This is a genomic window from Bradyrhizobium sp. 62 (assembly GCF_023073035.1).
GTDB lineage: Bacteria > Pseudomonadota > Alphaproteobacteria > Rhizobiales > Xanthobacteraceae > Bradyrhizobium.
The window spans coordinates 192583-216766 of record NZ_JADPIT010000010.1; the positions used below are offsets into that span (position 1 = coordinate 192583).

The 24184-nt window shown below is 64.5% G+C and carries 31 protein-coding genes; 14 read left to right on the forward strand and 17 right to left on the reverse strand.

Annotation, left to right across the window (positions count from 1 at the left end; all coding sequences use genetic code 11):
- Positions 1 to 32 precede the first annotated feature (32 nt).
- Positions 33 to 875 carry a MoxR family ATPase gene (locus IVB47_RS05045; RefSeq protein ID WP_247460216.1) on the reverse strand — a complete coding sequence of 281 codons (843 nt, stop codon included), beginning with the start codon at positions 873 to 875 and terminating at the stop codon, positions 33 to 35.
- Positions 876 to 980: 105 nt separating this feature from the next.
- On the reverse strand, positions 981 to 1226 hold the full coding sequence (locus IVB47_RS05050; RefSeq protein WP_007613712.1) for a GlsB/YeaQ/YmgE family stress response membrane protein: 246 nt from the start codon (positions 1224 to 1226) through the stop codon (positions 981 to 983).
- Positions 1227 to 1349: 123 nt separating this feature from the next.
- Between IVB47_RS05050 and IVB47_RS05055 the strand changes: the two genes are divergently transcribed.
- The 3 genes from IVB47_RS05055 (at position 1350) to sseA (ending at position 4059) form a co-directional block, all read left to right on the forward strand.
- A complete protein-coding gene (locus IVB47_RS05055; protein ID WP_018454121.1) occupies positions 1350 to 2525 on the forward strand; it encodes a VWA domain-containing protein in 1176 nt (391 codons plus the stop codon).
- Positions 2526 to 2570: 45 nt separating this feature from the next.
- Positions 2571 to 2984 (forward strand): rhodanese-like domain-containing protein, encoded by a 414-nt coding sequence (locus IVB47_RS05060; protein WP_018454122.1) that lies wholly within the window; start codon positions 2571 to 2573, stop codon positions 2982 to 2984.
- A gap of 223 nt (positions 2985 to 3207) precedes the next feature.
- Positions 3208 to 4059, forward strand: coding sequence for a 3-mercaptopyruvate sulfurtransferase (gene sseA / locus IVB47_RS05065; protein WP_247460217.1), 852 nt, complete (start codon positions 3208 to 3210; stop codon positions 4057 to 4059).
- A 2-nt stretch (positions 4060 to 4061) separates the two neighbouring features.
- On the opposite strand, the gene IVB47_RS05070 is transcribed toward sseA, so the two are convergent.
- Positions 4062 to 4910, reverse strand: coding sequence for a hypothetical protein (locus IVB47_RS05070; RefSeq protein WP_247460548.1), 849 nt, complete (start codon positions 4908 to 4910; stop codon positions 4062 to 4064).
- A 321-nt stretch (positions 4911 to 5231) separates the two neighbouring features.
- Here IVB47_RS05070 and IVB47_RS05075 point away from each other — a divergent pair, with 321 nt between their 5' ends.
- Both IVB47_RS05075 and IVB47_RS05080 read left to right on the forward strand, forming a co-directional pair.
- Positions 5232 to 6416 carry a L,D-transpeptidase gene (locus IVB47_RS05075; RefSeq protein ID WP_247460549.1) on the forward strand — a complete coding sequence of 395 codons (1185 nt, stop codon included), beginning with the start codon at positions 5232 to 5234 and terminating at the stop codon, positions 6414 to 6416.
- Positions 6417 to 6598: 182 nt separating this feature from the next.
- On the forward strand, positions 6599 to 7567 hold the full coding sequence (locus tag IVB47_RS05080; RefSeq protein WP_247460219.1) for an NAD-dependent epimerase/dehydratase family protein: 969 nt from the start codon (positions 6599 to 6601) through the stop codon (positions 7565 to 7567).
- A 4-nt stretch (positions 7568 to 7571) separates the two neighbouring features.
- On the opposite strand, the gene IVB47_RS05085 is transcribed toward IVB47_RS05080, so the two are convergent.
- Together IVB47_RS05085 and IVB47_RS05090 are read right to left on the reverse strand one after the other, a co-directional pair.
- Positions 7572 to 8534 carry a D-2-hydroxyacid dehydrogenase family protein gene (locus tag IVB47_RS05085; protein WP_247287911.1) on the reverse strand — a complete coding sequence of 321 codons (963 nt, stop codon included), beginning with the start codon at positions 8532 to 8534 and terminating at the stop codon, positions 7572 to 7574.
- Between the two features lie 104 nt (positions 8535 to 8638).
- A complete protein-coding gene (locus tag IVB47_RS05090; protein ID WP_247460221.1) occupies positions 8639 to 8854 on the reverse strand; it encodes a hypothetical protein in 216 nt (71 codons plus the stop codon).
- Positions 8855 to 9086: 232 nt separating this feature from the next.
- On the opposite strand from IVB47_RS05090, the gene ettA reads away from it, so the two are divergent.
- Both ettA and IVB47_RS05100 read left to right on the forward strand, forming a co-directional pair.
- Positions 9087 to 10736: an energy-dependent translational throttle protein EttA gene (ettA, locus tag IVB47_RS05095; RefSeq protein WP_247460223.1), complete on the forward strand. Its 1650-nt coding sequence runs from the start codon at positions 9087 to 9089 to the stop codon at positions 10734 to 10736.
- Between the two features lie 7 nt (positions 10737 to 10743).
- The gene (locus tag IVB47_RS05100; RefSeq protein WP_247358542.1) at positions 10744 to 11970 is read left to right on the forward strand and encodes a lytic murein transglycosylase; all 1227 of its coding nucleotides are present in this window, start codon (positions 10744 to 10746) and stop codon (positions 11968 to 11970) included.
- An 87-nt stretch (positions 11971 to 12057) separates the two neighbouring features.
- On the opposite strand, the gene IVB47_RS05105 is transcribed toward IVB47_RS05100, so the two are convergent.
- On the reverse strand, positions 12058 to 12342 hold the full coding sequence (locus tag IVB47_RS05105) for a hypothetical protein (RefSeq protein WP_007613695.1): 285 nt from the start codon (positions 12340 to 12342) through the stop codon (positions 12058 to 12060).
- A 212-nt stretch (positions 12343 to 12554) separates the two neighbouring features.
- Positions 12555 to 12899 carry a hypothetical protein gene (locus IVB47_RS05110; protein WP_247358544.1) on the reverse strand — a complete coding sequence of 115 codons (345 nt, stop codon included), beginning with the start codon at positions 12897 to 12899 and terminating at the stop codon, positions 12555 to 12557.
- A gap of 135 nt (positions 12900 to 13034) precedes the next feature.
- On the opposite strand from IVB47_RS05110, the gene IVB47_RS05115 reads away from it, so the two are divergent.
- The 3 genes from IVB47_RS05115 (at position 13035) to bfr (ending at position 14391) form a co-directional block, all read left to right on the forward strand.
- Positions 13035 to 13334, forward strand: a complete 300-nt coding sequence (locus IVB47_RS05115; protein WP_247430944.1) for a hypothetical protein — start codon at positions 13035 to 13037, stop codon at positions 13332 to 13334.
- A 162-nt stretch (positions 13335 to 13496) separates the two neighbouring features.
- Complete coding sequence (locus IVB47_RS05120; RefSeq protein ID WP_027570626.1) at positions 13497 to 13769, forward strand: (2Fe-2S)-binding protein; 273 nt, start codon at positions 13497 to 13499, stop codon at positions 13767 to 13769.
- A gap of 133 nt (positions 13770 to 13902) precedes the next feature.
- Positions 13903 to 14391 carry a bacterioferritin gene (gene bfr, locus IVB47_RS05125; protein WP_007600720.1) on the forward strand — a complete coding sequence of 163 codons (489 nt, stop codon included), beginning with the start codon at positions 13903 to 13905 and terminating at the stop codon, positions 14389 to 14391.
- A gap of 85 nt (positions 14392 to 14476) precedes the next feature.
- Here bfr and IVB47_RS05130 read toward each other — a convergent pair whose 3' ends face one another.
- From IVB47_RS05130 to IVB47_RS05145, 4 genes are all read right to left on the reverse strand, one after another.
- Positions 14477 to 15079, reverse strand: coding sequence for an MSMEG_1061 family FMN-dependent PPOX-type flavoprotein (locus tag IVB47_RS05130; protein ID WP_247460225.1), 603 nt, complete (start codon positions 15077 to 15079; stop codon positions 14477 to 14479).
- 31 nt (positions 15080 to 15110) lie between these two features.
- A complete protein-coding gene (locus IVB47_RS05135; RefSeq protein WP_247358547.1) occupies positions 15111 to 15545 on the reverse strand; it encodes a DoxX family protein in 435 nt (144 codons plus the stop codon).
- Positions 15546 to 15586: 41 nt separating this feature from the next.
- Positions 15587 to 15931 (reverse strand): hypothetical protein, encoded by a 345-nt coding sequence (locus tag IVB47_RS05140; RefSeq protein WP_247358549.1) that lies wholly within the window; start codon positions 15929 to 15931, stop codon positions 15587 to 15589.
- 145 nt (positions 15932 to 16076) lie between these two features.
- On the reverse strand, positions 16077 to 17168 hold the full coding sequence (locus IVB47_RS05145; RefSeq protein WP_247460227.1) for an alpha/beta fold hydrolase: 1092 nt from the start codon (positions 17166 to 17168) through the stop codon (positions 16077 to 16079).
- A gap of 125 nt (positions 17169 to 17293) precedes the next feature.
- Between IVB47_RS05145 and IVB47_RS05150 the strand changes: the two genes are divergently transcribed.
- A complete protein-coding gene (locus IVB47_RS05150) occupies positions 17294 to 17560 on the forward strand; it encodes a DUF2277 domain-containing protein (RefSeq protein WP_247460229.1) in 267 nt (88 codons plus the stop codon).
- 94 nt (positions 17561 to 17654) lie between these two features.
- The gene (locus tag IVB47_RS05155; protein ID WP_018454140.1) at positions 17655 to 17870 is read left to right on the forward strand and encodes a hypothetical protein; all 216 of its coding nucleotides are present in this window, start codon (positions 17655 to 17657) and stop codon (positions 17868 to 17870) included.
- A 9-nt stretch (positions 17871 to 17879) separates the two neighbouring features.
- Here IVB47_RS05155 and IVB47_RS05160 read toward each other — a convergent pair whose 3' ends face one another.
- The 3 genes from IVB47_RS05160 to fabG form a co-directional block, all read right to left on the reverse strand.
- Positions 17880 to 18398 (reverse strand): collagen-like protein, encoded by a 519-nt coding sequence (locus tag IVB47_RS05160; protein WP_247430928.1) that lies wholly within the window; start codon positions 18396 to 18398, stop codon positions 17880 to 17882.
- Between the two features lie 113 nt (positions 18399 to 18511).
- Positions 18512 to 18760 (reverse strand): helix-turn-helix domain-containing protein, encoded by a 249-nt coding sequence (locus tag IVB47_RS05165; protein WP_247460230.1) that lies wholly within the window; start codon positions 18758 to 18760, stop codon positions 18512 to 18514.
- A gap of 221 nt (positions 18761 to 18981) precedes the next feature.
- The gene (fabG, locus tag IVB47_RS05170; protein WP_247460232.1) at positions 18982 to 19749 is read right to left on the reverse strand and encodes a 3-oxoacyl-ACP reductase FabG; all 768 of its coding nucleotides are present in this window, start codon (positions 19747 to 19749) and stop codon (positions 18982 to 18984) included.
- A gap of 274 nt (positions 19750 to 20023) precedes the next feature.
- On the opposite strand from fabG, the gene IVB47_RS05175 reads away from it, so the two are divergent.
- On the forward strand, positions 20024 to 21583 hold the full coding sequence (locus IVB47_RS05175) for an outer membrane beta-barrel protein (protein WP_247460234.1): 1560 nt from the start codon (positions 20024 to 20026) through the stop codon (positions 21581 to 21583).
- 179 nt (positions 21584 to 21762) lie between these two features.
- Complete coding sequence (locus IVB47_RS05180) at positions 21763 to 22248, forward strand: J domain-containing protein (RefSeq protein WP_247460236.1); 486 nt, start codon at positions 21763 to 21765, stop codon at positions 22246 to 22248.
- Between the two features lie 4 nt (positions 22249 to 22252).
- Here the strand turns inward: IVB47_RS05180 and IVB47_RS05185 are convergent, their stop codons facing one another.
- From IVB47_RS05185 to IVB47_RS05195, 3 genes are all read right to left on the reverse strand, one after another.
- The gene (locus tag IVB47_RS05185) at positions 22253 to 22888 is read right to left on the reverse strand and encodes a hypothetical protein (RefSeq protein WP_247460238.1); all 636 of its coding nucleotides are present in this window, start codon (positions 22886 to 22888) and stop codon (positions 22253 to 22255) included.
- A gap of 248 nt (positions 22889 to 23136) precedes the next feature.
- Positions 23137 to 23397: a hypothetical protein gene (locus IVB47_RS05190; protein ID WP_007613673.1), complete on the reverse strand. Its 261-nt coding sequence runs from the start codon at positions 23395 to 23397 to the stop codon at positions 23137 to 23139.
- Positions 23398 to 23549: 152 nt separating this feature from the next.
- Positions 23550 to 23936 (reverse strand): RidA family protein, encoded by a 387-nt coding sequence (locus IVB47_RS05195; protein ID WP_247460240.1) that lies wholly within the window; start codon positions 23934 to 23936, stop codon positions 23550 to 23552.
- Positions 23937 to 24184: the final 248 nt, after the last annotated feature.

The following is a 24184-nucleotide window of genomic DNA, read 5'->3' on the forward strand; positions in this document are numbered from 1 at the left end:
GAAGGTGGCGCGGCAGCGGAGTGCGCTCGAACCTATACTTCCCTCCGACTCAGGAACGCGAGTCGCTCGAACAGATGCACGTCCTGCTCGTTCTTGAGCAGCGCGCCGTGCAGCGGCGGGATCAGTTTTCGCGGGTCGCGTTCGCGCAGCTGCTCGACGCTCATGTCTTCGTTGAGCAGCAGCTTGAGCCAGTCGAGCAGCTCCGAGGTCGACGGCTTCTTCTTCAGGCCGGGCACCTCGCGGACCTCGAAGAAAATGCGCAAGGCTTCCTCGACCAGCCGCTTCTTGATGTTGGGGAAGTGGACGTCGACGATTCGGGTCATGGTGTCGGCGTCGGGGAACTTGATGTAGTGGAAGAAGCAACGGCGCAGGAACGCGTCCGGCAGCTCCTTCTCGTTGTTGGAGGTGATCATCATGATCGGGCGCTGCTTGGCCTTGATCGTCTCGCCGGTCTCGTAGACATGGAATTCCATGCGGTCGAGCTCGAGCAGCAAATCGTTCGGGAATTCGATGTCGGCCTTGTCGATCTCGTCGATCAGGAGGACCGGGCGCTGCTCGGCGGTGAAGGCATCCCACAGTTTGCCGCGCTTGATGTAGTTCTTGATGTCGGACACGCGGGCATCGCCGAGCTGGCTGTCGCGCAGGCGCGACACCGCGTCGTATTCGTAAAGGCCCTGCTGCGCCTTGGTAGTGGACTTGATGTGCCAGGTCAGGAGCGGGGCGTTCAGCGCCTTCGCCACCTCCTCCGCCAGCACCGTCTTGCCGGTGCCGGGCTCGCCCTTGATGAGCAGCGGGCGCTCCAGCACGATCGAGGCATTGACCGCGACCTTGAGATCGTCGGTCGCGACATAGTCCTTGGTGCCGGTAAATTTCATCGTGCGTCCTTGTTGGTCGTCGTCCCAGGAATTGCCAGTTTCATGGCCCTGGTCCAACAAACGGAACGGCCGCGCGTGGCGGCCGTTCCTGGTTCGGTCAGGCTTTCAGACCCGTTTTATCAGCGAAAGGATGACGAGCACAATCACCGCGCCGATCGTGGCATCCACGATGGCCCCGACCGTGCCGGTTGCGAGCTGGATATGCAGCTGAGGCAGAATCCAGCTGGCCACGAGTGCACCGATGATGCCGACGACGATGTTGCCGATCAGCCCAAATCCCGCCCCATGGACAATCTTGCCGGCAAGCCAGCCTGCGATCGCGCCAATGATGAGCGCTGCGAGAATTCCCATTGCAAACGTCCCCAAAACAACCCCGTGAGACAACCAATTCTAGAGCAAAAAGCCTCCCGGTCCAGCGCAGAGCAGTGGCCTCCGCCCCTTGACGTTCGCCCCCCGACGGGCAATCTGTCACCCATGTTCCTGCAATTCTTCACTTCTCTGCGCGATGCGCAGGTCCCCGTGACGCTGCGCGAATACCTCACGCTGATGGAGGCGCTCGACGCTGACCTCGCGGACTACTCGGTCGAGAATTTCTACTATCTCTCGCGCACCTCGCTGGTGAAGGACGAGCGCAACCTCGACAAGTTCGACCGCGTCTTCGGCACCGTCTTCAAGGGGCTGGAAAGCCTGCTCGACGCCATGGAGGGGGCCGAGATCCCCGAGGAGTGGCTGAAGAAGCTCGCCGAGAAATACCTGACCGACGAAGAGAAGAAGCAGATCGAGGCCATGGGCTGGGACAAGCTCATGGAGACCCTGAAGAAGCGCCTCGAGGAGCAGAAGGGCCGGCACCAGGGCGGATCGAAGTGGATCGGCACCGCCGGCACCTCGCCGTTCGGCGCCCATGGCTACAATCCCGAAGGCATCCGCATCGGCCAGGACAAGAACCGCAACAACCGCGCCGTGAAAGTGTGGGACAAGCGCGAGTTCAAGGATCTCGACGGCAATGTCGAGCTCGGCATCCGCAACATCAAGGTGGCATTGCGCCGCCTGCGCAAATTCGCACGAACCGGCGCGCCTGACGAACTCGATCTCGACACCACCATCCGCGAGACCGCCAATCACGGCTATCTCGACGTGCACATGCGGCCCGAGCGCCGCAACGCGGTGAAGCTGCTGGTGTTCTTCGACATCGGCGGCTCGATGGACGCGCATATCGAGCAGGTCGAGGAGCTGTTCTCGGCGGCGAAGAGCGAGTTCAAACACATGGAGTATTTCTACTTCCACAACTGCCTCTATGAGGGCGTGTGGAAGCAGAACAAGCGCCGCTTCACCGACCGCACGCCGACTTGGGACGTGCTGCATAAATACCCGCACGACTACAAGATCGTGTTCGTCGGCGACGCATCGATGTCGCCCTACGAGATCATGGTGCCCGGCGGCTCGGTCGAGCACGTCAACGAGGAGCCCGGCTCGGTCTGGCTCGACCGCATCATCCGCACCTATCCGCATTCGGTGTGGCTCAATCCCGTGCAACAGAAGCACTGGGACTATTCGGAATCCACCACCATCATCAAACGCATCTTCGCCAACCGCATGTACCCGATCACGATCGAGGGGCTTGAGGGTGCGATGAAGGAATTGACGCACTAGCTCGCGCTCCTCGCGCCCCGGAATGACAACAAGAGGGAGAACGACGTGCCCCAGACCATCACCCGCGGCATCAAGGCGCTGATCGACGAGGCCAATGCCGAGATCGAAACGCTCACCGCCAAGGACGCCATCGAGATCTCGAAGAACGGCGACGTCGTCATCGTCGATATCCGCGATCCCCGCGAGATCGAGCGCGACGGCCGCATCCCCGGCGCGTTCGCCTGCACCCGCGGCATGCTCGAATTCTGGATCGATCCGCAGAGCCCTTATGCGAAGCCGGTGTTCCAGGAGGACAAGAAGTTCGTGTTCCATTGCGCCGGCGGCTTGCGCTCTGCGCTCGCCGCCAAGACCGCGCAGGACATGGGCCTCAAACCCGTCGCCCACATCGCCGGCGGCTACGCCGCCTGGCGCGACGCCGGCGGGCCGACTCAACAGTGGGAGCCGAAGAAGAAGGGGTGAGGGTGCTGCGCTGCCGCTCCAATCTCCGGCGTCATTCCCCGCGAAAGCGGGGAATCCAGTACGCGGCGGCCTTTCGGCCCAATCGCAATCGCGTCTGGAATACTGGATCGCCCGTTCCTAGTGCGTAATTGCGCACTGGCCGGGCGATGACAGCGGAGTTGGATGCACACTGCTTCAACCTCGCTCACGTTGCGCTAGCCCGGAATGACAAGAAAGACCTCGCATGACCACCGATCCCCTCGTCTCCACCGAATGGCTCGCCGCCCACGTCAACGATGCCAACGTCAAGGTGCTCGACGCCAGCTTTAAGCTGCCCGGCGTGCTGCCATTGCCGAAGGATGATTACCTCGCCGCGCATCTGCCAGGCGCAGTGTTCTTCGACGTCGACGCGGTCTCGGACCATTCCAACCCGCTGCCGCACATGTATCCGAGCGCCGAGCAGTTCGGCCACGATGTCGGTCATCTCGGCATCTCCAATGCCGACACCGTCGTGATCTACGATGCCGGCGGCTGGGTCGCTGCTCCCCGCGCGTGGTGGATGTTCCTGGCTTTCGGCCATAGCAATGTGCGCATCCTCAATGGCGGCCTGAAGAAGTGGCGCGCCGAGGGGCGTCCGGTCGAGAGCGGCGAGGCGAAGCCGAAGCCAGCGACATTCAAGGCGAGCTACGATTCCAAGCGCGTGCGCAGCATGCAGCAATTGATCGCCAACGTCGAAAGCCGTGCCGAGCAGGTGATCGACGCGCGCGCCGCCGACCGGTTCGAGGGACGGGCGCCGGAGCCGCGCGCGGGCATTCGCTCCGGCCATATCCCGCGCGCGCGCAACGTGCCCTACAATCTTCTGTTCGACGCCGCGACCGGCACGATGAAGCCGCTCGATGATCTCCGCGCCGCCTTCACGGGCGCCGGCGTCAAGCTCGATGCCCCGATTGTGACGAGCTGCGGCTCCGGGGTCTCTGCCGGCGTGCTGACGCTCGCGCTCTATCGCCTCGGCATCACCGACACCGCGCTCTATGACGGCTCGTGGTCGGAATGGGGGCAGGAAAAGGGACCGCCGATCGCGACGGGGCCAGCGTAACCCTACTGACGTGCGCGCGCGGTCGTCGTCGCGGCGAGCGTGGGTTGCGGCTGCCCGAACGGATCGAGTTGCTGAACCGGCGGCGGCGGACGCCGGACAATGCGGCGGCGCTTCTTCACCCGATGCGCCCGCGGCTTGGTCGCCTTGCTCTCCGGCGAACCGCTGTCGGCCTTAGAGTCGGCCTTGGCTTTCGCCGGCGGATCCTTCCAGGCCGTGGTCGCCGGGTCGTTCAATGCGGCGAACTTCGCGCTCGCCATGTCGAACGTGGACGAAGCCGGGGCTCCGCTGGGGGCGGCAGGTGCTGGTTTGCTCGTGAGAGCGATCGAAACAGCCTTGGTCTCGGCGATGGATGCGCTGGCGTCGGCCGGAGTCAGCGTGTTGCTTGAGGCCGGCGCCGCGGCGTCCATCGTCCTCTCGGCCTTGGTCTCGGCCTCGACATTGGCCGGCTCGGCCGGGACGTCGGCCGGAGGTGCAGCGACCTGCGGCTGACCGTCGGTCTCAGTCGTCAGCGCGACGACCTGTTCGGGCTCGCTCATCGGCAGCGCGATGGTCGGGACTTGATCGCGCAGCGACGGTGTCGGATCGGTGGCTGCTTCCGGCTCGGCGCGCAGGACCGCGAGCACCGGCAGGGCCGGCTCGGGAGCCTGTGCAAACACCTGCTCCTGCGGACCATTCCGCCAGGAGGGGTTGCTGACATACTGCTCGTGGCTCGCCCGCAGCAGCGCGGCGGCGCCCAGGCCGAACACCAGGATGGAGGCTGACAGCAGGATCGCGGCAAACAGGAAGCGAAAGCCGGGAAGCATCGAGGGATTGCGAATTTCCGCCCCGGCGGCGAAGTGGCCAGGGCCCATGAGCCATCTGAACGCGGTGACGGTACTGCTTGCCGCGTTCGCCACGCGGGGATCGAAGCTCAAAGCGGAGGCGAATCAGGCTGATTCGAACATACCGCAACGATTCCGCGCCGTTCCGTAAAAAACGGAGCCGGCGACTCCTGCGATCTCGGGCGTGGGCTGATTTTCGTCCCCTGATGCAAGCAGGCAACGGTAGTCTTGCGGATCACAAATCGGCAAATCAGGCACAAATCCGCCTGTCATGTCTTGAATGTGCCGCTATCTTCCGTCATCTGGCCGTTAACGGTCCGGACGGGGCCCGGGGACTATACAAGAGCGATGATGATCAAACATTTTCTGACGATATGCGCTGCCGCAACAGTCGCTGCGGCGGGAACCTCGCTCGCGCAGGCCCAGAGCTATCCGGTCCAGCAGGCGCCGAGCTATGGCGCGCCGGCCGAATATCGGCCCGGCGACCGCGCGCCGAGTTTCGACGCGCTGGACGATGAAGACGATTCGATGCCGCAGGCAGCGCCGCCGCCCGGCCCGGATCCGCGCTACGGCCGTCCGCCCGGCGCTCCCCCGGTGTATTCCGCCGCGCCGCCACAGGGGCCGGTGATGTCGCCCGATGATCCCCGTTATGGCCGTCCCGCCGGCGCCCCCGTCTACTCGGCCGCGCCGCCGCAGGGGCCCGTGACATCCCCCGACGATCCGCGCTACGGCCGCCCTGCCGGCCCGCCCGCGGTGATCTACGCCGATCGTCCGGCTCAGGCGCCCGGCAGTGACGGCCTGCGTCCGCCCGAGGCTGTCGGTGGTCCCGGCGCGACCGGAACGGTCCAGGCCGGGCAGCCGCCCGTGGGTGCCGACGGCCGGCCGATGGCGATCGCCTCGCTCCCGCCCGAGGAGCAGCCTGACGCTGCCCCGGCGCAGCTGCCGCAGAACCTGCGCCGCCAGGAAGTCTCGCTGGCGACCAAGGAGCCGGCCGGAACGCTCATCGTCGATACCCCGAATACCTACCTTTATTACGTGCTCGGCAACGGCCGTGCGATCCGCTACGGCGTCCGCGTCGGCCGCGACGGCTTCACCTGGACCGGCGTGCAGAAGATCACTCGCAAGGCCGAGTGGCCGGATTGGCATCCGCCGACGGAAATGATCGAGCGCCAGCCTTATCTGCCGCGCTTCATGGCCGGCGGTCCCGGCAATCCGCTCGGCGCCCGCGCGATGTATCTCGGCTCGACCGTCTACCGCATCCACGGCACCAACCAGCCCTCGACCATCGGCAAGTTCGTGTCCTCCGGCTGCATCGGCATGCTGAACGAGGACGTCTCCGATCTGTTCGATCGCGTCAAGGTCGGCACCCGCGTGGTCGTGATGCCGGGTGGTCCGCCGCCGGGAACTGCGACCGCATCCGCCGCGCCCGTGCCCGGCGCTGCCGGCCCCGCTCCGATGGCCGCACAGGCCGGCCCGGTCGGAGGCACCCAGCCGACAGTGGTGCCGCCGCTGCCCGCGCCCGTCACCGTGCGCTGAACTGGCCTCGCAAGAATTGATCTAGCAAGAATTGATCTGATGACGGCGCGTGGCCTTCGGTCACGCGCCGTCATCATTTGGCGCATGCGCGCATGTCTCGCTTGCGTATGCGCATGCCTTGCTTGAACCGCTCCGCACCTCGATTACGTCCGGGAGGATTGCAACGAATTGAGGAGCACAGGATGCGCATCTTTGTTGCGGGCGCGACCGGCGCGGTCGGCCAGTATCTTGTTCCGGCGCTGGTCGCCGCGGGTTATTCGGTGATCGGCACGACACGGAGTGCGGCAAAAACAGATCTTGTGCGGCGATTGGGTGCGGAGCCGATCGTCGCCGACGGCCTCGATGCCGACAGCATGCGCGCTGCGGTGATTGCGGCAAAGCCCGACGCCGTCATCCACCAGATGACAGATCTCGCGGCCGCCACGGACCTCCGGCATTTCGATCGGGCTTTCGCGCGAACCAACGAGCTCCGCACCCGCGGAACCGACATTCTGCTGAATGCCGCACGCGAGGCCGGCGCCAGGCGCTTCATCGCGCAAAGCTTCTGCGGCTGGACCTTCAGTCGCGCCGGGGGAACGGTGAAGACCGAGACCGATGAACTTGACCCGCATCCGCCGCGAGAGCTGCGACGCACGCTTGAGGCGATCCGGTATCTGGAGCAAAGCGTCACCGCTTCGACGACGCCGCAGGGCATCGTGCTGCGCTATGGATTCTTCTATGGACCCGGCACGGGCACGCTCTCGCCGGCGATGATCGACCAGCTGCGCCACCGGCGTGTGCCGGTGATCGGCGATGGCGGCGGCACGTGGTCGTTCATTCACACCGAAGATGCCGCCTCTGCCACGCTCGCCGCGCTTGAATGCGGACGCGCCGGCAGCATCTACAATATCGTCGACGATCATCCGGCGCCGGTGAAGGACTGGTTGCCCGCGCTGGCCGAATTGCTTGGTGTCAAGCCGCCGCGTCACATTCCCGCCTGGCTCGGGCGCCTGCTTGCGGGCGAGCATATGGTTGCGATGATGACGGAGGTGCGCGGAGCATCCAACGCCAAGGCCAAGCGCGAGCTCGGCTGGCTGCCGGCGCATGCCTCCTGGCGCGACGGCTTTGCCGATGCAGCGCGGCAGCCCGCCAGCCACCGCACGGCGGCCTGAGGCTTCAGGCCAGCTTCCGCGGCAGCCCGCTGCCCTTGGTGAAGGCGTCGATCGCCTCGACCATCTGGCCGTAATGGATGCGCAAGCCGTCCTCGGTGGCGTAGCCGAGATGCGGCGTCAGCACGAGGTTGTCGAGCTTGCGGAAGGGATGGTCCGTCGGCAGCGGCTCGACCGAGAACACGTCGATGCCGGCGCCTGCAATCCTCTTCTGCTGCAACGCCTCGAGCAGCGCCTGCTCGTCCACGATCGGCCCGCGCGCGGTGTTGACGACGAAGGCCGTCGGCTTCATCCGCGCGAGATCGGCAGCCCCGACCAGCCCGCGCGAGCGCTCGCTCAACACCACATGGATGCTGACGATATCGGCCTTGGAGAACAGCTCCTCCTTGGTGGCGTAGCCGACGCCGGCGTCCTTGCACTTCTCCGGGGTCAGGTTCGGGCTCCAGGCGATCACGTTCATGCCGAACGCCTTCGCGATATCAGCCATCTTGCTGCCGAGCTTGCCGAGCCCGACGACGCCGAGCGTCAATCCCTCGATCTCGACGCCGGCAAAGGCCTGCCAAGGCTCGCCCGCATGCATGCGTGCGTTCTCGCGGCCGATGCCGCGGGTCAGTTCCAGGATCAAGCCCATGGTGAGGGGCGCAGTCGGATCGCGCGAATATTGCGTGCCGCCGATCGTGATGCCGCGCGCCTTGGCGGCCTCCATGTCGATCGAGGCGTTGCGCATGCCTGATGTCAGCAGCAGCTTCAGCTTCGGCAGGCTTTCGAACAGGCTCTTCGGGAACGCGGTGCGCTCGCGCATCGCACAGACGATCTCGAAATCGGCCAGCGCGCTCGCCGCGGCCTGCTCGGAGGCGAAGGGGTGGCTGAACACGGTGACGTCGATCCGGTCGGACAGGCTTTGCCAATCGGCGACGTCGAGGGCGAGGTTGAAATAGTCGTCCAGAATTGCACAGCGCAGCCGCGTCATCAGCGTTCTTCCATGGCGAGAGGTGGAACCAGGCCATGGTTGCGCGCAATCAGGACCGTGCGCAAGCCGTTCGCGTCTTCAAAAATCCGACAGCTGATAAAGGCTCAGAGGTCGCGGGGCTTGAGCCGGAACGGCGCATTCATGCCGTGCTTGGCACGCCAGGCGGGGCCGGGGCCGCGCATGTAGTGCAGTTCGGGCCGGTAGGGATTGAAAGCGGTGGCGAAGAAGCGCTTCCAGAAGCCCTTGATCTCCGAGGCAAATGCGGCGGCGCTGCCGGCTTCCGCCGGAACGGGAAGGGAATGGGTCTCGATCATGGCCATGACGCTGTCTCGCTATGCTCCCGTTCATTCTGAGCGGGTGGCGCTGTTTCCGCGCGAAAACGAGCTTTGGCCTGATTTATTAAAAGATGGTTTCAATTGTCCGGATCAGCGGCGGGATGGTGTCCGTCCCGTATTCATCCGTGGTGAACGGAGGGAAAACATTGCCCTTTGGGGGCGGGATCGCTACATCGGCGGCAAGCAAATTTCCTCAAATCGAAGGTTTTCGGGACCGATGGCGCGCCAGTTCATCTATTTCATGCAGGGCCTGACCAAGAGCTACCCGACCCGGAAGGTGCTCGATAACATCCATCTGAGCTTCTACCCGGACGCCAAGATCGGCGTGCTCGGTGTCAACGGCTCGGGCAAGTCGACGCTGCTCAAGATCATGGCCGGCCTCGACAAGGAGTACAACGGCGAGGCCTGGGTCGCCCAGGGCGCCCGCGTCGGCTATCTCGAGCAGGAGCCGCATCTCGATCCGGCACTCAGCGTGCGCGAGAACGTCATGCTGGGCGTTGCCAAGCAGAAGGCTATCCTCGATCGCTACAACGATCTGGCGATGAACTACTCCGAGGAGACCGCCGACGAGATGACCAAGCTGCAGGACGAGATCGAGGCCCAGGGCCTCTGGGATCTCGACAGCAAGGTCGACCAGGCCATGGATGCGCTGCGCTGTCCGCCCGACGATGCCGACGTGTCGAAACTCTCCGGCGGTGAGCGCCGTCGCGTCGCACTGTGCAAGCTGCTGCTCGACCAGCCTGAGTTGTTGCTGCTGGACGAACCGACCAACCATCTCGACGCGGAATCGGTGTCGTGGCTGGAAGGCCATCTGCGCAACTATCCCGGCGCGATCCTGATCGTCACCCATGACCGCTACTTCCTCGACAACGTCACGAGCTGGATTCTCGAGCTCGATCGCGGCAAGGGCATTCCCTACGAGGGCAATTACTCGTCCTGGCTGCAGCAGAAACAGAAGCGGCTCGAGCAGGAGGGCCGCGAGGACGCTGCGCATCAGAAGACGCTCGCCCGCGAGCAGGAATGGATCGCGTCCTCGCCGAAAGCCCGCCAGGCCAAATCCAAGGCGCGTTATCAGCGCTATGACGAGCTCCTGAAGCAGGCGAGCGAAAAGCAGACACAGACCGCGCAGATCACGATTCCGGTGGCCGAGCGCCTAGGTCAGAACGTGGTCGACTTCGAAGGGCTCAGCAAAGGTTTCGGCGATCGCATGCTGATCGACGATCTCACTTTCAAGCTGCCGCCCGGCGGTATCGTCGGCGTGATCGGCGCCAACGGCGCCGGCAAGACCACGCTGTTCAGGATGATCACCAAGCAGGAACAGCCGGACAAGGGCACCATCACGGTCGGCGAGAGCGTTCATCTCGGTTACGTCGACCAGTCGCGCGACGCGCTCGATGGCAGCAAGAACGTGTGGGAGGAGATCTCCGGCGGCAACGAGCTGATCCTGCTCGGCAAGAGGGAAGTCAATTCACGCGGCTATTGTTCGTCGTTCAACTTCAAGGGCGCCGACCAGCAGAAGAAAGTCGGCGCGCTCTCCGGCGGTGAACGCAACCGCGTGCACCTTGCGAAAATGCTGAAATCCGGCGCCAACGTGCTGCTGCTCGACGAGCCGACCAACGACCTCGACGTCGACACGCTGCGTGCGCTCGAAGAGGCGCTGGAGGATTTTGCCGGCTGCGCCGTCATCATCAGCCATGATCGCTGGTTCCTCGACCGCATCGCGACCCACATCCTGGCCTTCGAGGGCGACAGCCATGTCGAATGGTTCGAGGGCAACTTCCAGGACTACGAGAAGGACAAGATGCGCCGGCTCGGCCAAGAAAGCATCATTCCGCATCGCGTGAAGTACAAGAAGCTGACGCGGTGATCTCGGCATGATGCGGCGGGTGCTCATAGCTGCGGTGATCGCTATCACCTGCGGCCTGTCGCCCGCCCGCGCTGCCGACGCCGCTTTCACGCAGTTCATCGCCTCGCTGTGGCCGGAGGCGGAGGCCGCTGGCGTGTCGCGCGCGACGTTCGAACGAGAGACGCGCGGCCTCGAGCCGGATTACAAGCTGCCGGATCTGATCCTGCCGGGGCGGCCCGCGACCGGGGCGCCGTCGCAGGCCGAGTTCGTGCAGGTGCCGGCGGACTATGTCAGGGAAGCCTCGATCGCGCGGCTTGCGGGCGAGGGGCAGCGGCTGCTGCAAAAATATCGTCCGGCCCTGACCGAGATCGAGAAGAGCTCGGGCGTGCCGGCCACCGTCATGCTGGCGATCTGGGGCCGCGAGACCGACTACGGCCGCTACACACTGCCTTACGATCTCGTGCGCGTGCTGGCGACGCAGGCCTATGTCGGCCGCCGCAAGGACACCTATCGCAACGAGTTCATCCTCTCGCTGAAAATTCTCGGTGACGGCGTGGTGACACGCAAGGACATGCGCTCGTCCTGGGCCGGCGCGACCGGGCTCACGCAATTCCTGCCGTCCGAATATTACAAGCACGGCGTCGATTTCGACCGCGACGGCCGCATCGACATCTGGCATTCGGTGCCGGATGCGCTGGCCTCCGCTGCGCAGCAGCTCGTCAACAAGGGCTGGCAGAGCGGCGTGCGCTGGGCTTACGAGGTGCAGGCACCGGCCAAGGTCGATTGCACCGCTGGCGTGCCCGAGGTGACGAAGCCGATCGGCCAGTGGCTGCGCGAAGGCTTTGTGCCGGTGCGTGGACAAAAGCTCACTGCCGCCGAGCAGGCCCAGCCGGCCTCGCTGCTGCAACCCGAAGGCATCTACGGCCCGTCCTTCCTGACCACGAAGAACTACTTCGTCATCAAGGAATACAATTTCTCCGATCTCTACGTGCTGTTCGTCGGCCATCTCGCCGACCGCATGACGAGCCCGCAACCGTTCGCGACGCCGTGGTCTGCCTCGAAGCAATTGCGAACCAGGGATGTCGAGGCGATGCAGCGCGGGCTCACGCGCGCGGGGCTCTACAAGGACAAGATCGACGGCAAGGCGGGCATGCAGACGCGCGCTGCGCTCGGCGCCTACCAGAAGTCCGCAGGCCTCAAGGTCGATTGCTGGCCGAGCGAAGAGGTGCTGCGCTCGATCCAGGCGGCGCCGTAGGCACAGGGCCAGCCAAAAGAAAAAAAGCCCGGCCGAGGTGCTCGGCCGGGCTTCGATCGCGGCGCTCATGTGCGCCATGCGATCAGATCAGTAGCAAACGCGAACCGGGCGGACGGTCCAGCCGTAGCCGTCCCAGTAGCGCTGGCGCTGCCAGTAGCAGGGCGGCGGCGGCGGGCCGGGCTCGGCCACGTAAACCGGTCCACCATAGGCGGGACGGCTCGATGCGATTGCGCCGCCGACGATCGCGCCGCCGATCAGGCCGGCTGCGATGCCGACCCCGACGCCGTCATGGGCCTGGGCGGACGGCGTGGCGGTCACCAGCGAACCGGCGATCGTCGCAACCGTAAGGGCGGCAACTAAAGTCTTCTTCATACTCTTGGCTCTCCTGAGAGATGGATGCTCCTTGTTAGGAGCGCCCGGGGTTCAAAGGTTCACGCAGACTCTGATGGAAATGGCCTTGCAGCTAGGAAGCGCGCAAATGGTCAATCTGCGGTAAACGCGCACGGAGCTGTGACGAGAAAAAGCGGTCTTTTTCAGGCCCCTAGATGAACGGCGCATCTGGAATGAACCGGCTTGGGGCGACTTCAGCCACAGACTCTGGCGCGGCGGACGCGCCAGGCATAACCGTCCCAGAAGCGCTGCTTCTGCCAGACGCAGCCGTTGCCGTAATAGTCGTCGGCGACGTAGCCCGGGCCCGGCGCGTAGTAGCGCGGCGGATAGTAGCCCGGGCTATATCCCGGACCATATGCGTAGCCGGGGCCAGGGCCGGGCCCGTAATAGTACGGAGAGGCCAGCGCCCCACCGACAATGGCGCCCCCGATGATTCCGGCTGCCACGCCCGCGGCAACGCCGCGTTGCGCCTGGGCTGGTGTAGCGGCGCTAAGGGCCACAGCGGCGACGGCAGCGATTGCCAGGAGCGACTTCTTCATTGACTGACCTTTCGAGCAAAACACGCGGGAACTCTTTGGGGGTAAAGTTCCATACTTCGATTGAATGATCAATGAACGGCACCTTTGCCGGGGGCGACCAATTAACATGGACCGCAGCTCTGCCAGGGGAGGGCGATGATGGGCAACGCGATGATAAATGCATTGATCGCTGCCGGGATCGTCGTCGCAATCGGCTACGGCTGGATCACCCATCTCCAGAATCGCGGCCAGCGGCGCTCCCGCGCCGGGGCCAGCGGCAATAGCGGTGGCGACACTTCCGCGGGCACGAGCGACGGCTTCTCATTGGGGAGCTGGTTTTCCAGCGACAGTTCCGGCAGCTCGACCGACGGCGGCAGCTGTTCCAGCAGCGATGGCGGCAGTAGTGGCGGAGATTGCGGGGGCGGCGGCGATGGTGGAGGCGGCGGGGGCGACTAGATCCGCCGCAATCTTGATCCAGCGCAAGGCCCTATTTTAGAGCCGTTCTAGGCTGTTTCGGGGCTAGTTTGGAATAGCTTCAAATTCCGCTTTTTCCTTTTGCATCCGGCCGGCCCCTTAAATATCGATGATGGCGCATCACCAAAAGGGCCTGCCGCTTCCATGATCGTTTGTTCCTGTAACGTGCTGAGCGATGACGACATCCGCGCCGCCGTCGCCGAGTCCGACGACGCCGTGCGCCATGCCAAGCAGGTCTATGGATGTCTCGGCTGTAGCGCCGAATGCGGCCGCTGCGCCCGGACGATCAAGACCATTATCGATGAAGCGCTCGGCCCCTGTGCCTCGTCCTGCTGCTCCGGCTGTCCGCACAATCACACTGTGGCCGCCAATGACGAGACGGCCCAGCCGGCCGAGTTCGCCCTCGCGGCCTGCTGAAATCTTCCGCAACCCTGACTGAGCTTTTCCCCGGCTGCGTCCCCGTAGCCGGTTGCCGCAGTCCTCAAACTCATTTAGAAGCGTTCTAAATTCGGTTTACGGCCGATTTGGACTGCAAGAGCTGGAGTGAACCATGCAGGGCGACGCAAAAGTTATCGACTATCTCAACAAGGCACTGCGTCACGAGCTGACTGCGATCAACCAGTACTGGCTGCACTACCGCTTCCTCGACAATTGGGGCCTGCGGGACATGTCCAAGGTCTGGCGCAAGGAGTCCATCGAGGAGATGGAGCACGCCGACAAGCTCACCGAGCGGATCCTGTTCTTCGACGGCTTCCCGAACATGCAGGTGCTCGATCCCTTGCGTATCGGCCAGAACGTCAAGGAGATCATCGAGTGCGATCTCGCCGCCGAGATGAGCGCGCGGGCGCTCTACCAGGAAGCGGCGACCTACTGCCACAGCGTCAAGGACTACGTCACGCGCGACCTGTTCGAGAAACTGATGAGCGACGAGGAGCACCACATCGACTTCCTCGAGACCCAGCTCGACCTGATCGGCCGCATCGGCCTCGAACTCTATACCCAGAAGCACGTTGGCGGGCTCGAGGGCGAGGGGCACTAGTTCGGCGCGTTAGCGCTGCCACAAACTCCGTGCCGGTCTGATGCGCAATTGCGCGCCAGGCCGGGACGACAGTCCACGACGCCAGCTACAACTGCGTCTTGTAGAGCTCTTCCACGATCTCCTGGCTCTGCGGCTCACCAAGGCCGGTCTGCTCGTGGACCACCTCGACGATGCTCGGCATTACCGAGCGCGGCACCTTCTCGGATGACCACAGCTTCGAGCGCATCAGGGCCTTGCCGCAGTGGAAATAGACTTCGCTGACGGCGACGTTCAGCACCGCGCGCGGCGACTTGCCAAATTCCACCATTGAGGCGAGCAGGTCCGGATCGGCCGACAGCGTGCCGCGACCGCCGACGCGCAGCGTCTCGTCGATGCCGGGGACGAAGAACAACAGATGCACGAAGCCCGAGCCCTCCACCACATTCCGAAAGCTGTCGATCCGGTTGTTGCCGGAGCGATCAGGCATCAGCAGCTGGTTGGGGCCGGCGATGTGGACGAAGCCAACGCCGCCGCCGCGTGGTGAGGCATCGACGCTGCCATCGGCTCCCGACGTCGCGAGCACACAAAACGGCGACATCTCGATGAATTTCTTCGCGTGCGCATCGATCGAGGGGCGGGCTTTCGCGATCACGCGCGGGCTCGGCTGGGCATAGATGGTAGCGAGGTCTTCGGCGCAAAGATCAGTCACGAAGGTCTCCCTGGTGGAATGTCTGAGAATATCATCTCCCGGCGCGATCGCTATCCCCCTTGTCACGCCGCCACGGCCAGTCGATCACGCCAGCGCAGTACAAAGCCCACCAGATCAGCACCGGCTGCAGCGCCAGCCGCGGCCCGTGATAGAGCCAGCTGTTGGGGATGGGTGGAAGGTCGATGCCCTCCAGGGCATGCTTGATGTTGGCCGGCCACACGCAAAGCGCATAGAGCGCGAGCGCAACGCCTGCCCACCAGCGCAGCGGCTTCGTCACCAGCGCAACCGCTCCTGCGATCTCGCAAACGCCAGTGATGAGGATCAGCTGTGTTGCAAACGGAACCCAAGCCGGCGTGATCGCAAGCAGCTTGTCGGGGACCCGCAGATGCGCGATGCCGGCCACGATGTAAAACGCTGCCAGCACAAAGCGCATCACAGCGCGCGTTCTGTCGTTCGCAGGAGCCATCGGCCGAACTAGCACACGCGGCGCCGAGGCGCTATCGCGCGCTACACCGCATCGGCCGGCACGAAGCAACTAATGATGACGGCGCCGCGGTGACGGACGTACCACACAACGGCCTGCCCCACCGGATTGCCGCGGTCGCGGATGATGGCGCGCTCGGGCACCTCCATCCATTGTCCCTCGATCGGCACCCAATAGGCACCGCTGCGCACGTCGTACTCCGTGCGATGGCCGTCGGAGACGTCACAGCAGGGCACGCCGTTCGGTGCGATCACGCTCTTGAACCAGGCGCGGATGTCGGGCGGGACGTGATCATATTGCCCGTTGTCGAACGCGAACGCGGCGCCCGTCAGTGCCGCGAGCCAAACGCACAGTGCGAGCCTGTGCATGCGATCCTCCTCATCGCCTGTCGTGCCGTTGGCGCGCGATTTTCCCACGCGTCGATTCGGACATCGACGCAATTAAGCCCGAGCCGTCAGCGTAATGCATGCTCAAATAATATGCGGGCTAGACGACCGTTGATGCAATGCAAAATCAGCGGCGCGCAGATTCGATCGTTTGCTGCGGCGCGGCTTGCAGAAATTGCTGGATCTGCTCGCTGTAGAATTTGGCGTTTCCGGTGGTGCCGTGGCCGCGCGTCTCGGTGCTTGCCGGGATGAGATACAGTTTGCTGTTCTTGACCCGCGTCATCGCAGCGTCCGTGATGCCGGTCTCAGGCGGATTGCGTTCGTCGTCGGCTGAATTGATCAGCAGCAGCGGCGCTTCGATGGCCCCCAGCTTCTCGCCGGCATTGTAGTCATGCGAGGACGCCCACTGGTAGACGAAGTCGTTGGCATCTGCCGTGATCGGCATGGTCAGCCGCTCGTCGACGATCTTGTCGGCCTTCGCCGCCGTCGGCGCCTGCGATTGATAGGCCAGCGTTCCACCGATGCTCGCAATGCCGTAGGCGGTGATGGCGTATTTCATCATGCGCGGCTGGCTGGTGTAATTGCCGCCGTTGTAGTCGGGGTCGCTGCGGATGGTGTCGAGCATGATCCGCCGCAGCATCCAGTTGCGCGACGCCATCTCGGTCGGCTGCGAGGCCATCGGGATCAGCGCGTCCATCGCCTTCGGATATTTCTCGCCCCACAGCCAGGTGTGCATGCCGCCCATCGAATTGCCGATGACGAGCCGCAGGTGCTTGACCCCGAGCCCTTCCGTCACCAGGCGATACTGAGCTTCGACCATGTCGTCGTAATCGTATTTCGGGAAACTCGTCTTCATCCCGTCGGACGGTTTTGACGATTTTCCATGGCCGATATTGTCGGGGATGATGATGTAGTATTTGGAGGCATCCAGTGGCTGCCCCGCGCCGAACAGCTCGCCGCCGAAGGCGGGCGACAGCATGCTCGCGCCCGAGCCGCCGGTGCCGTGCAGCACCAGGACCGGCTGGCCGCTCGGCTCACCCACGGTGGTGTAGTGCAGCTTCAGCTCCGGCATGGTCTCGCCAGTGTGGAACTTGAAATCCCTGGCGACCCAGTCGCCCTGTTTCGGCGCCGGATAATCGGCCGCCCATGCGGATGTCGAGATGGCCGCCAACGAGACGGACAACAGGATGGCTGACAGCGCCGCGCAGGAAGCTTTCATGTCTATTTCCCCCGTGCGGCTCTGGTCGGCGGCCGCGTTGCGGCGGAACTTAGCAGAACTGTGCGGAAGGATGTAGGATTTCGTTTTCGCCGGTCGTCCTTGAGGGAAAGGTCAGGAGAGACTGCATGTGCCGCAACATCAAGACGCTGTTCAACTTCGAGCCGGGGGCGACGGAGGATGAGATCCACGCCAGCGCGCTCCAGTTCGTTCGCAAACTGTCCGGCTTCAACAGGCCGTCGCAGGCCAACGAGGCGGCCTTCGACCGTGCGGTGGCGGAGGTCTCGGAGGCTGCGCGAAAACTCCTGACGTCGCTGCACACCCATGCCCCGGCACGCGACCGTGAGGTCGAGGCGGAAAAGGCCAAGGAACGTTCGCGGCTGCGGTTCGGTTAGGGCTCGCGCGTCCGTTCCGTGACCTGGCTCACGGTGAAAACGGTCTCAACGCGCGATGATGTTCGCCGGGCCTTTGACACCCGGGAGCACGACCATGAGCCGCCCTCTTCTTCCGCTGAAAGCAGGTGCCATCGTCTTCACGCTGCTGTGGACCGCGTGGATGACGTGGTGGAGCGGCTCGTTCTCGAGCGCGAACGTCGTGATCCTGGCCTTGTGCGGCGCAGCGGTCGGCTATCTCTGGTACCGCGCCATGCGCTGGCAATTCGAGCGCATGGGCATGCTGCCACGACGCGAGAATGGGACGAAATAGATTCGTCCGTCACTCCTTGTGGCCGTGCTTCTTCTTTTTCTTCTTCTTCCTGTGATTGTCGTCTTCGCTGCTCTCGTCCTCATCGCCGAAGGGTGCGTCGTCGGTTTCCTGCACGGCCGCTTCCAACGCGTCGCGCTCGGCGGCTTCACGCTCGCGCTGCCGGCGGCGCTCGTCCCAGGCGTCGAACAGCTGATCGAGCCACGGCAGCACCTGCTCGATCGACGGCAATGGGCCGGGCGGCCCGGCCTCGCCGCGCGGGCCTTGCGGCCCCGCCGGCCCTTGCGGTCCGACAGGTCCCGGTGCACCGGCCGCCCCGCGCGGTCCGGCTTCGCCCTGCTTGCCTTGCGGACCGGGCTTGCCCAGCGGTCCGGGCTTCCCGATCGGTCCCGGCTTGCCCTGAGGTCCTGGCTTGCCGCGCGCGCCATCCGGCCCGCGTTTGCCTGGATGACCCTGCGGTCCCGGCCGCCCCGGTTCGCCCTGCCGTCCGCGCGGTCCCTGAGGTCCCTGCCGTTTTTGTTCGTCTGCCACGCCGCTGCTCCCTTAACCGGAAGCAAGCTAATTAGCGGCGTTTGACGACAGCGGCAATTCCGCCCGGGCTCGCGCCTGCGCATGATCAACACCAATCGGCGGCACGTCGCGCGCTAGTCGTGATAGGCCGGCACCTCGATGCCGGACGCGGCATAGAGCCTGATCTTGTTGCGCAGCGTGCGCACCGAGAGGCCGAGCACGCGCGAGGCGCGCGTGCGATTGCCGTCGCAGCGCGCGAGCGTCTGCAGCACGAGCTCACGCTCGACCTCGTCGACGGTCGCGCCGATCAGCAGCGGAACGATCTGGTTCGGTGAAAGGACATATGCGCCCGGTTCGGACGCAGTGACGTGAACAGTGGTCATCGACACACTCCCCGATCAACGCCCGCTTCCGTCTTTGGAAGCGGATCGAGAACAAACGACCCCCAAGCCGTAGATCTACGGTGGGCGGGTTTGGTTAACGAAAGGTTAACCGCAGGCGATCGCACGAATTGACCTTGGGAATGCCGCCGCACCGCCGCGATTGGCACGGATTGCATATTCCTGCGAGCATACCCCGCATTACAAAGCAGGCGTCATCCCGCTCACACTGTCCGGTATCCGCCGTCCACCATCACGATCGTTCCCGTGACGTAGGCCGACATGTCCGACGCAAGGAAGATCGCTGGACCCACGATGTCCTCGGGCTTGCCGGTGCGCGCCAGCGGGGTGTGATCGACGAAGGCCTGCACCAGCGCCGGATTGGTCGCGCGCACATTGGCATTGATATTGGTCTCGATGAAGCCCGGCCCGATCGCATTGACGCGCACGCCCTCCTTGCCGAGCTCGACCGCGAGCGCCTTGGTGAAGCCGAGCACGCCGTGCTTCGAGGTGGTGTAGGCCGCAGAGCTCGGCGTGCGCAGATGCACGAAGGACTGGATCGAGCCGATATTGACGATGCGGCCCTTGGCTGCACGCAAGGGGCTGAGGAACGCCTGCGTCATGTTGAAGACGCCGTTGAGGTTGAGCGAGATGATGTCGTTCCAGTCCTTCGCCACTGTCTCCGGCTCCGCGGTGAAGGCGTTGCGGCGGGTGATGCCGGCATTGTTGACGAGGATCGAGACCTGCCCGACCTTGTCGGCGACCTGCTTGGCGAGCGCAAAGCAGTCGTCGCGCTTGGTCACGTCGAGCGCAAAGCTCTCGGCCTTGCCGCCGGAATTGCGGATCTCCACGGCGGCTTCCGCGACCGTGTCGGCGTTGACGTCGAGCAACACCACTTGCGCGCCCTCGCGGGCGTAGCCGGAAGCGATCGCCCGGCCGATGCCGGATCCGGCGCCCGTGATGACGGCGATATGGTTTTGGAGGAGAGGCATGGGCGTTTCCTTGGCTGGGTTTTCAACGTTGCCGGCAAGACTAGTTGAAAACGGAAGCGGCAGAAACGCCATGCCGCGCTGACGCCTTATGCAATCGGGCGTCGCGGTGACTTCCGGTGGACGTGGCAAAGATGCCACGGCACGGCACGAACATCGCCAGTTCGTTCTTGTCTGATCCGCCGTCGCTTGGGTCCAAGAAGTTTGGCGCCGTCAGCGTCACATCTGTCTCGAATATTTGGGGCGGCGGCGATTCCGCGCGGACGGGGTATTGGGCATGAAGAAATTGAGGGGCGGAAGCGCGGCTCTGGTCGCGTTCGTAGCGACGGTGCCTGCCTTGGCGGCGGATATCGGGGGCGCGCCGACGTACAAGGTCCCATCGGCGGTCACGTCACTCTGGGGCGGATTTTATGCGGGTCTTGGGCTTGGTTTCCGTGGTTCGCGCACGGACGCCACGGCGACATCGGAGACGGTCGCCGGCGCCCCGCAGAATTTGGCGGACGGTCGGCCGACAAGCGCGTCCTTCGACGGGCTGGGCTTCCGCACCAGTGCCTTTACCGGGTTCAACTGGCAATTGGCGCCGCAATGGATTGCGGGCCTCGAAGGCGATGTCGGCTTCGCCGATCAGTCCACCACGCGCCAGTCGCTGGCCTTCTCCCCCGGCTTCGTCCGCTTCGCCTTGCCGCCCGACAGCCTGACCGCAAAGACCGAGTGGGACGCCAGCCTGCGTGCCCGTCTCGGCTTCCTGCTCACACCTGCCACGCTGGCCTATGCGACCGGTGGCATCGCCTGGCAGCGTAGCTACATCAATTCGAACTGCGCCAACTGTCCCGGCTTTACATTTTCGCCCGCCGTGATTTCCGCATCGTCTATCCAGGTTGGTTGGACCGTCGGTGGCGGCATCGAGACCGCGCTGGGCGGCAATTGGTTTGCACGCGCCGAATATCGCTACGCCGATTTTGGCGCTACACCGTTCACCATTGCTCGGACCGCCGTGCCCGCTTCGGGCTTCAATTCGACCGCGGACAAATTCGATCTCAAGATCCAGACTCACGCCGCCTCGTTCGGCCTGGCCTACAAGTTCGGCGACCGGATCGTGGCAGGAGCGCAGGCAGCGATGATCACCAAGGCAGCGCCGATCGCGATGTCATGGACCGGCCCCTATCTCGGTCTTGGACTCGGCGTCCGCGCGCAGCAGGTGGATACGGCGGCAACGTCGGAACTGTTTGGCGTTGCACTGATCCCGCTCGAGAAGAACACCGTGCCGTTCAACGGCACCGCCTTCCGCGCCAGTCCCTATGCCGGCGTCAACTGGCAATTCGCGCCCAAATGGGTCGCCGGCATCGAAGGCGACGCCGGCTTTGCCGACCGGACCGTCACGCTGAGCGGATATCCGGTGTCGCCGGCGTTCGGCACCTTCCACGAGAGCGCCGATTCCCTTGTGGTGAAGTCAACATGGGACGCGAGCCTGCGCGCGCGTCTCGGCTTCCTGGTGACGCCGGCGACGCTGCTATTCGCGAGCGGCGGTGCGGCGTGGCAGCATGACGAGGTGATCTCGACCTGCGGGAGCGCGCCCTGCCGGACCTTGTTTAATTTATCGCCGTCGGTGATAGCGAACTCCACGACGAGACTGGGCTGGACCCTCGGCGGTGGCCTGGAGACGGCGCTGGGCCATCACTGGCTGGCGCGCGCCGAATACCGCTTCGCCGATTTCGGCACGTCGACTTACGCAATCGGCCGAACGTCGCACTTCGCGCCCAGCAACACCGTCGATACTTTCGATGTCACACTGCGCACCCACGTTGCGACTTTCGGTCTCGCGTATCAGTTCAACTGATCCGTGCCGGGTCTGGCGGTCCATCCGGCGGGGGCGTAACGACCGCGATGCGGTCTGCGCGCAGCTGTGACAATTTCCTTCAGGATTCGTTTCGAAGTTTCATGAAAGGCTAACTCGAAATTAAGGGGTCGGAAACGGCGTCCTTGGCATACTGGTCTTGATTGCTAAACGTTGCGGGCATGATGGAACGCCTCGAATCCTGGAAACTCGCACTCGAACGCCTGCGGTCGGCGGACGGCGCCGATTGGGCCGAGGCGGGCCGGCTCGTGGCCGAGATCGCGCGGATGAGCACCGATACCATGCTGCGTCCGGCCGCCGAGCAGGCGCTTCCGGTGCTGCGCCAGGCCGTGGACAATGACGATCACAGCGTCACGCTGGCGGCACGGCGCCGTCTCGGCGTGGTGCTCGATGTCGTTCACGATCTGACCGCGCCGCGCTTCGGGCGCCGCAATGCCGCGCCGAAAAAATTGTCCAGCGAGGATCGCGCCCGCAAGGTGCTCGGCCTGCCGCTCGCGGTGCAGCTCACCTGCGAGGACATCAACCAGGCCTATCGCCGCGCCGCCAAGGGCATGCACCCCGACCAGGGCGGCAGCGCGCAGGCGTTCATCGACCTCGCCGCCGCGCGCGACCTCCTGATCCATCCCCGCGCCTACAAGGACGCGTAAGGGCTCAGCTCTTGTTCACGCAGCTTGGATAGGGCGCGGCTTCGCCTGCTACGATCGGGCAGAGCTCGATCGGGCTGAGTGCGCGCAAACGCGCCTGCCAGCGGTCGTCGTTCACCGGCGGCTCGTCGCTTTCGGGGCCGCGCTCGGCCCACTGGATCGTGTAGTAGTCGGTCGTACCCTTCAGCGTGACCAGGAGCGCGGTCTCGCTGTGCCGGGTCGGGCCGCTGTCGACGCGGCCGCAGCCGATCACGGCGACGAAACCTTCGAAGCGGCCGAACGCGGTGGCGCCAAGCGACCTTGCCGCAAAGCTGTCGGGGCAGGCGGATTTGAAACCGCCTGCGATCGAGCCCGCGAACTTCTCCGGCGATGAACCGGGAGTGAGCGTCATGCCCTTCTCGCCGGTCACGGTGATCATCTCGGTCCAGCGTTCGGGCGTCTCGCCCTTCAGCACGGCCTCGCGGATGTAGTGGCCGCCCTTGGTGTTCTCGAACACCGCGGAAAAATTCGAAGGCATCGCGAAGCTGACCAACTGGTCGAACACCGGCGAGATCACGCGGAAGGATTGCGGGGCCTGTGCGTTCGCCGTTGCGGCGAGAAGCAGCGATGCGGCCAGAACCGTTGCTGTCGTCGGCGCGCGCATCGATTGGCTCCAAAGCCAGGAGGTGTGAAAACAAGCGGGCAAAAACAAGCGGGCAAGGATGCTGGTTGGCGCGGGGCGCTGGGGGGGCGCCCCGGACAAGATGTGAGTAGGTCCGCCAACGGGCCAGGTTCAAAGCGCGTGCGCGGAAAATGCGCGATGTCGGCCGAAAAACCAATGGCGCGTCCAAAAAGAAAAGGACGGACCGCTCGCGCGATCCGCCCCTTGAAATCCGATCTGTCGCCTCACGCCTAGAGCGTGCAGCGGCGCTCCGCGCGCAGCTTGATCTGGAGCTCCGAGGCGGCCGTGAAAGTCGGGAGCGGCTTGCTGACGACCTTGTAGGTCGACACGCCCCACTGGAACGGCTTGTACTTCAGGTCCTCGTTCCAGACCTGGCAGATGCCGGTGTTGTCCCAGCGGATCACGTAATAGCCGACCGCCGCGGAGGCCGGCACGGCGAACACGGAGGTGGCGATGCCGGCAACGGCACAGAGGGCGAGAACGCGACGCATGAAATATCTCCTGATGGGAACGTGAGACGGAAAGTGGTGCGGCAAAATGGTGCGGCTGGCAAGCGGGGCGGCGACCGTTCACGGATATGTCAGCCGTTCGTCGGCTGTTCGAACGATCCTTATCCCTTGACTATCGCCTGACGAGCACACGTCTACCCGTTGGCCAGCGACGCCACCGCCTCGATCTCGATCAGCATCTTCGGATCGGGCAGCGCGTGGACCACGCAGGTGGTGCGGGCGGGGTAGGGCGGCGGGCCGAAGGCGCCGGCATAGAGCGCGTTCATGGCGGCCACGTCGGAGGCGCGGGTCAGCAGCACGTTGACCTTGACGAGATCGCGGATCTCGGCGCCGGCCTCCGCAAGCACGCGCTTGATGTTGACGGCGACGTTGGCGAACTGCGCATCGAAGCCATCGGGCAGCGCGCCGGTCGCGTCGAAGCCGGGAATGCCGGAGACGAACAGGAGATCGCCGGCGCGCGTGGCAAAGGACAGCGGCGGCGCCTTGACGTGCGGCGGGGGCGCGAAATGCTGGATCGGCATGGGATCACCTCGGGTGGACGGCTGGACGTGCCAGCGTAGCGACAGGTCGGGGCGCCTCCAACAAAAAACGCGAAAACAACCCCATGCCAAGTAGCCATCCTGCGGGAACCATTGATGTTTTTTTCGCTTCGGGAAAAGCAAAATAATCGATTGCTCCGTCGGGCAAAACAGGGACAGAATGGCATGATGGCAGTGGTGCCTGGTCGCGCCAAACTCCGCCGTCATGCCCCGGCTCGACCGGGGCATCC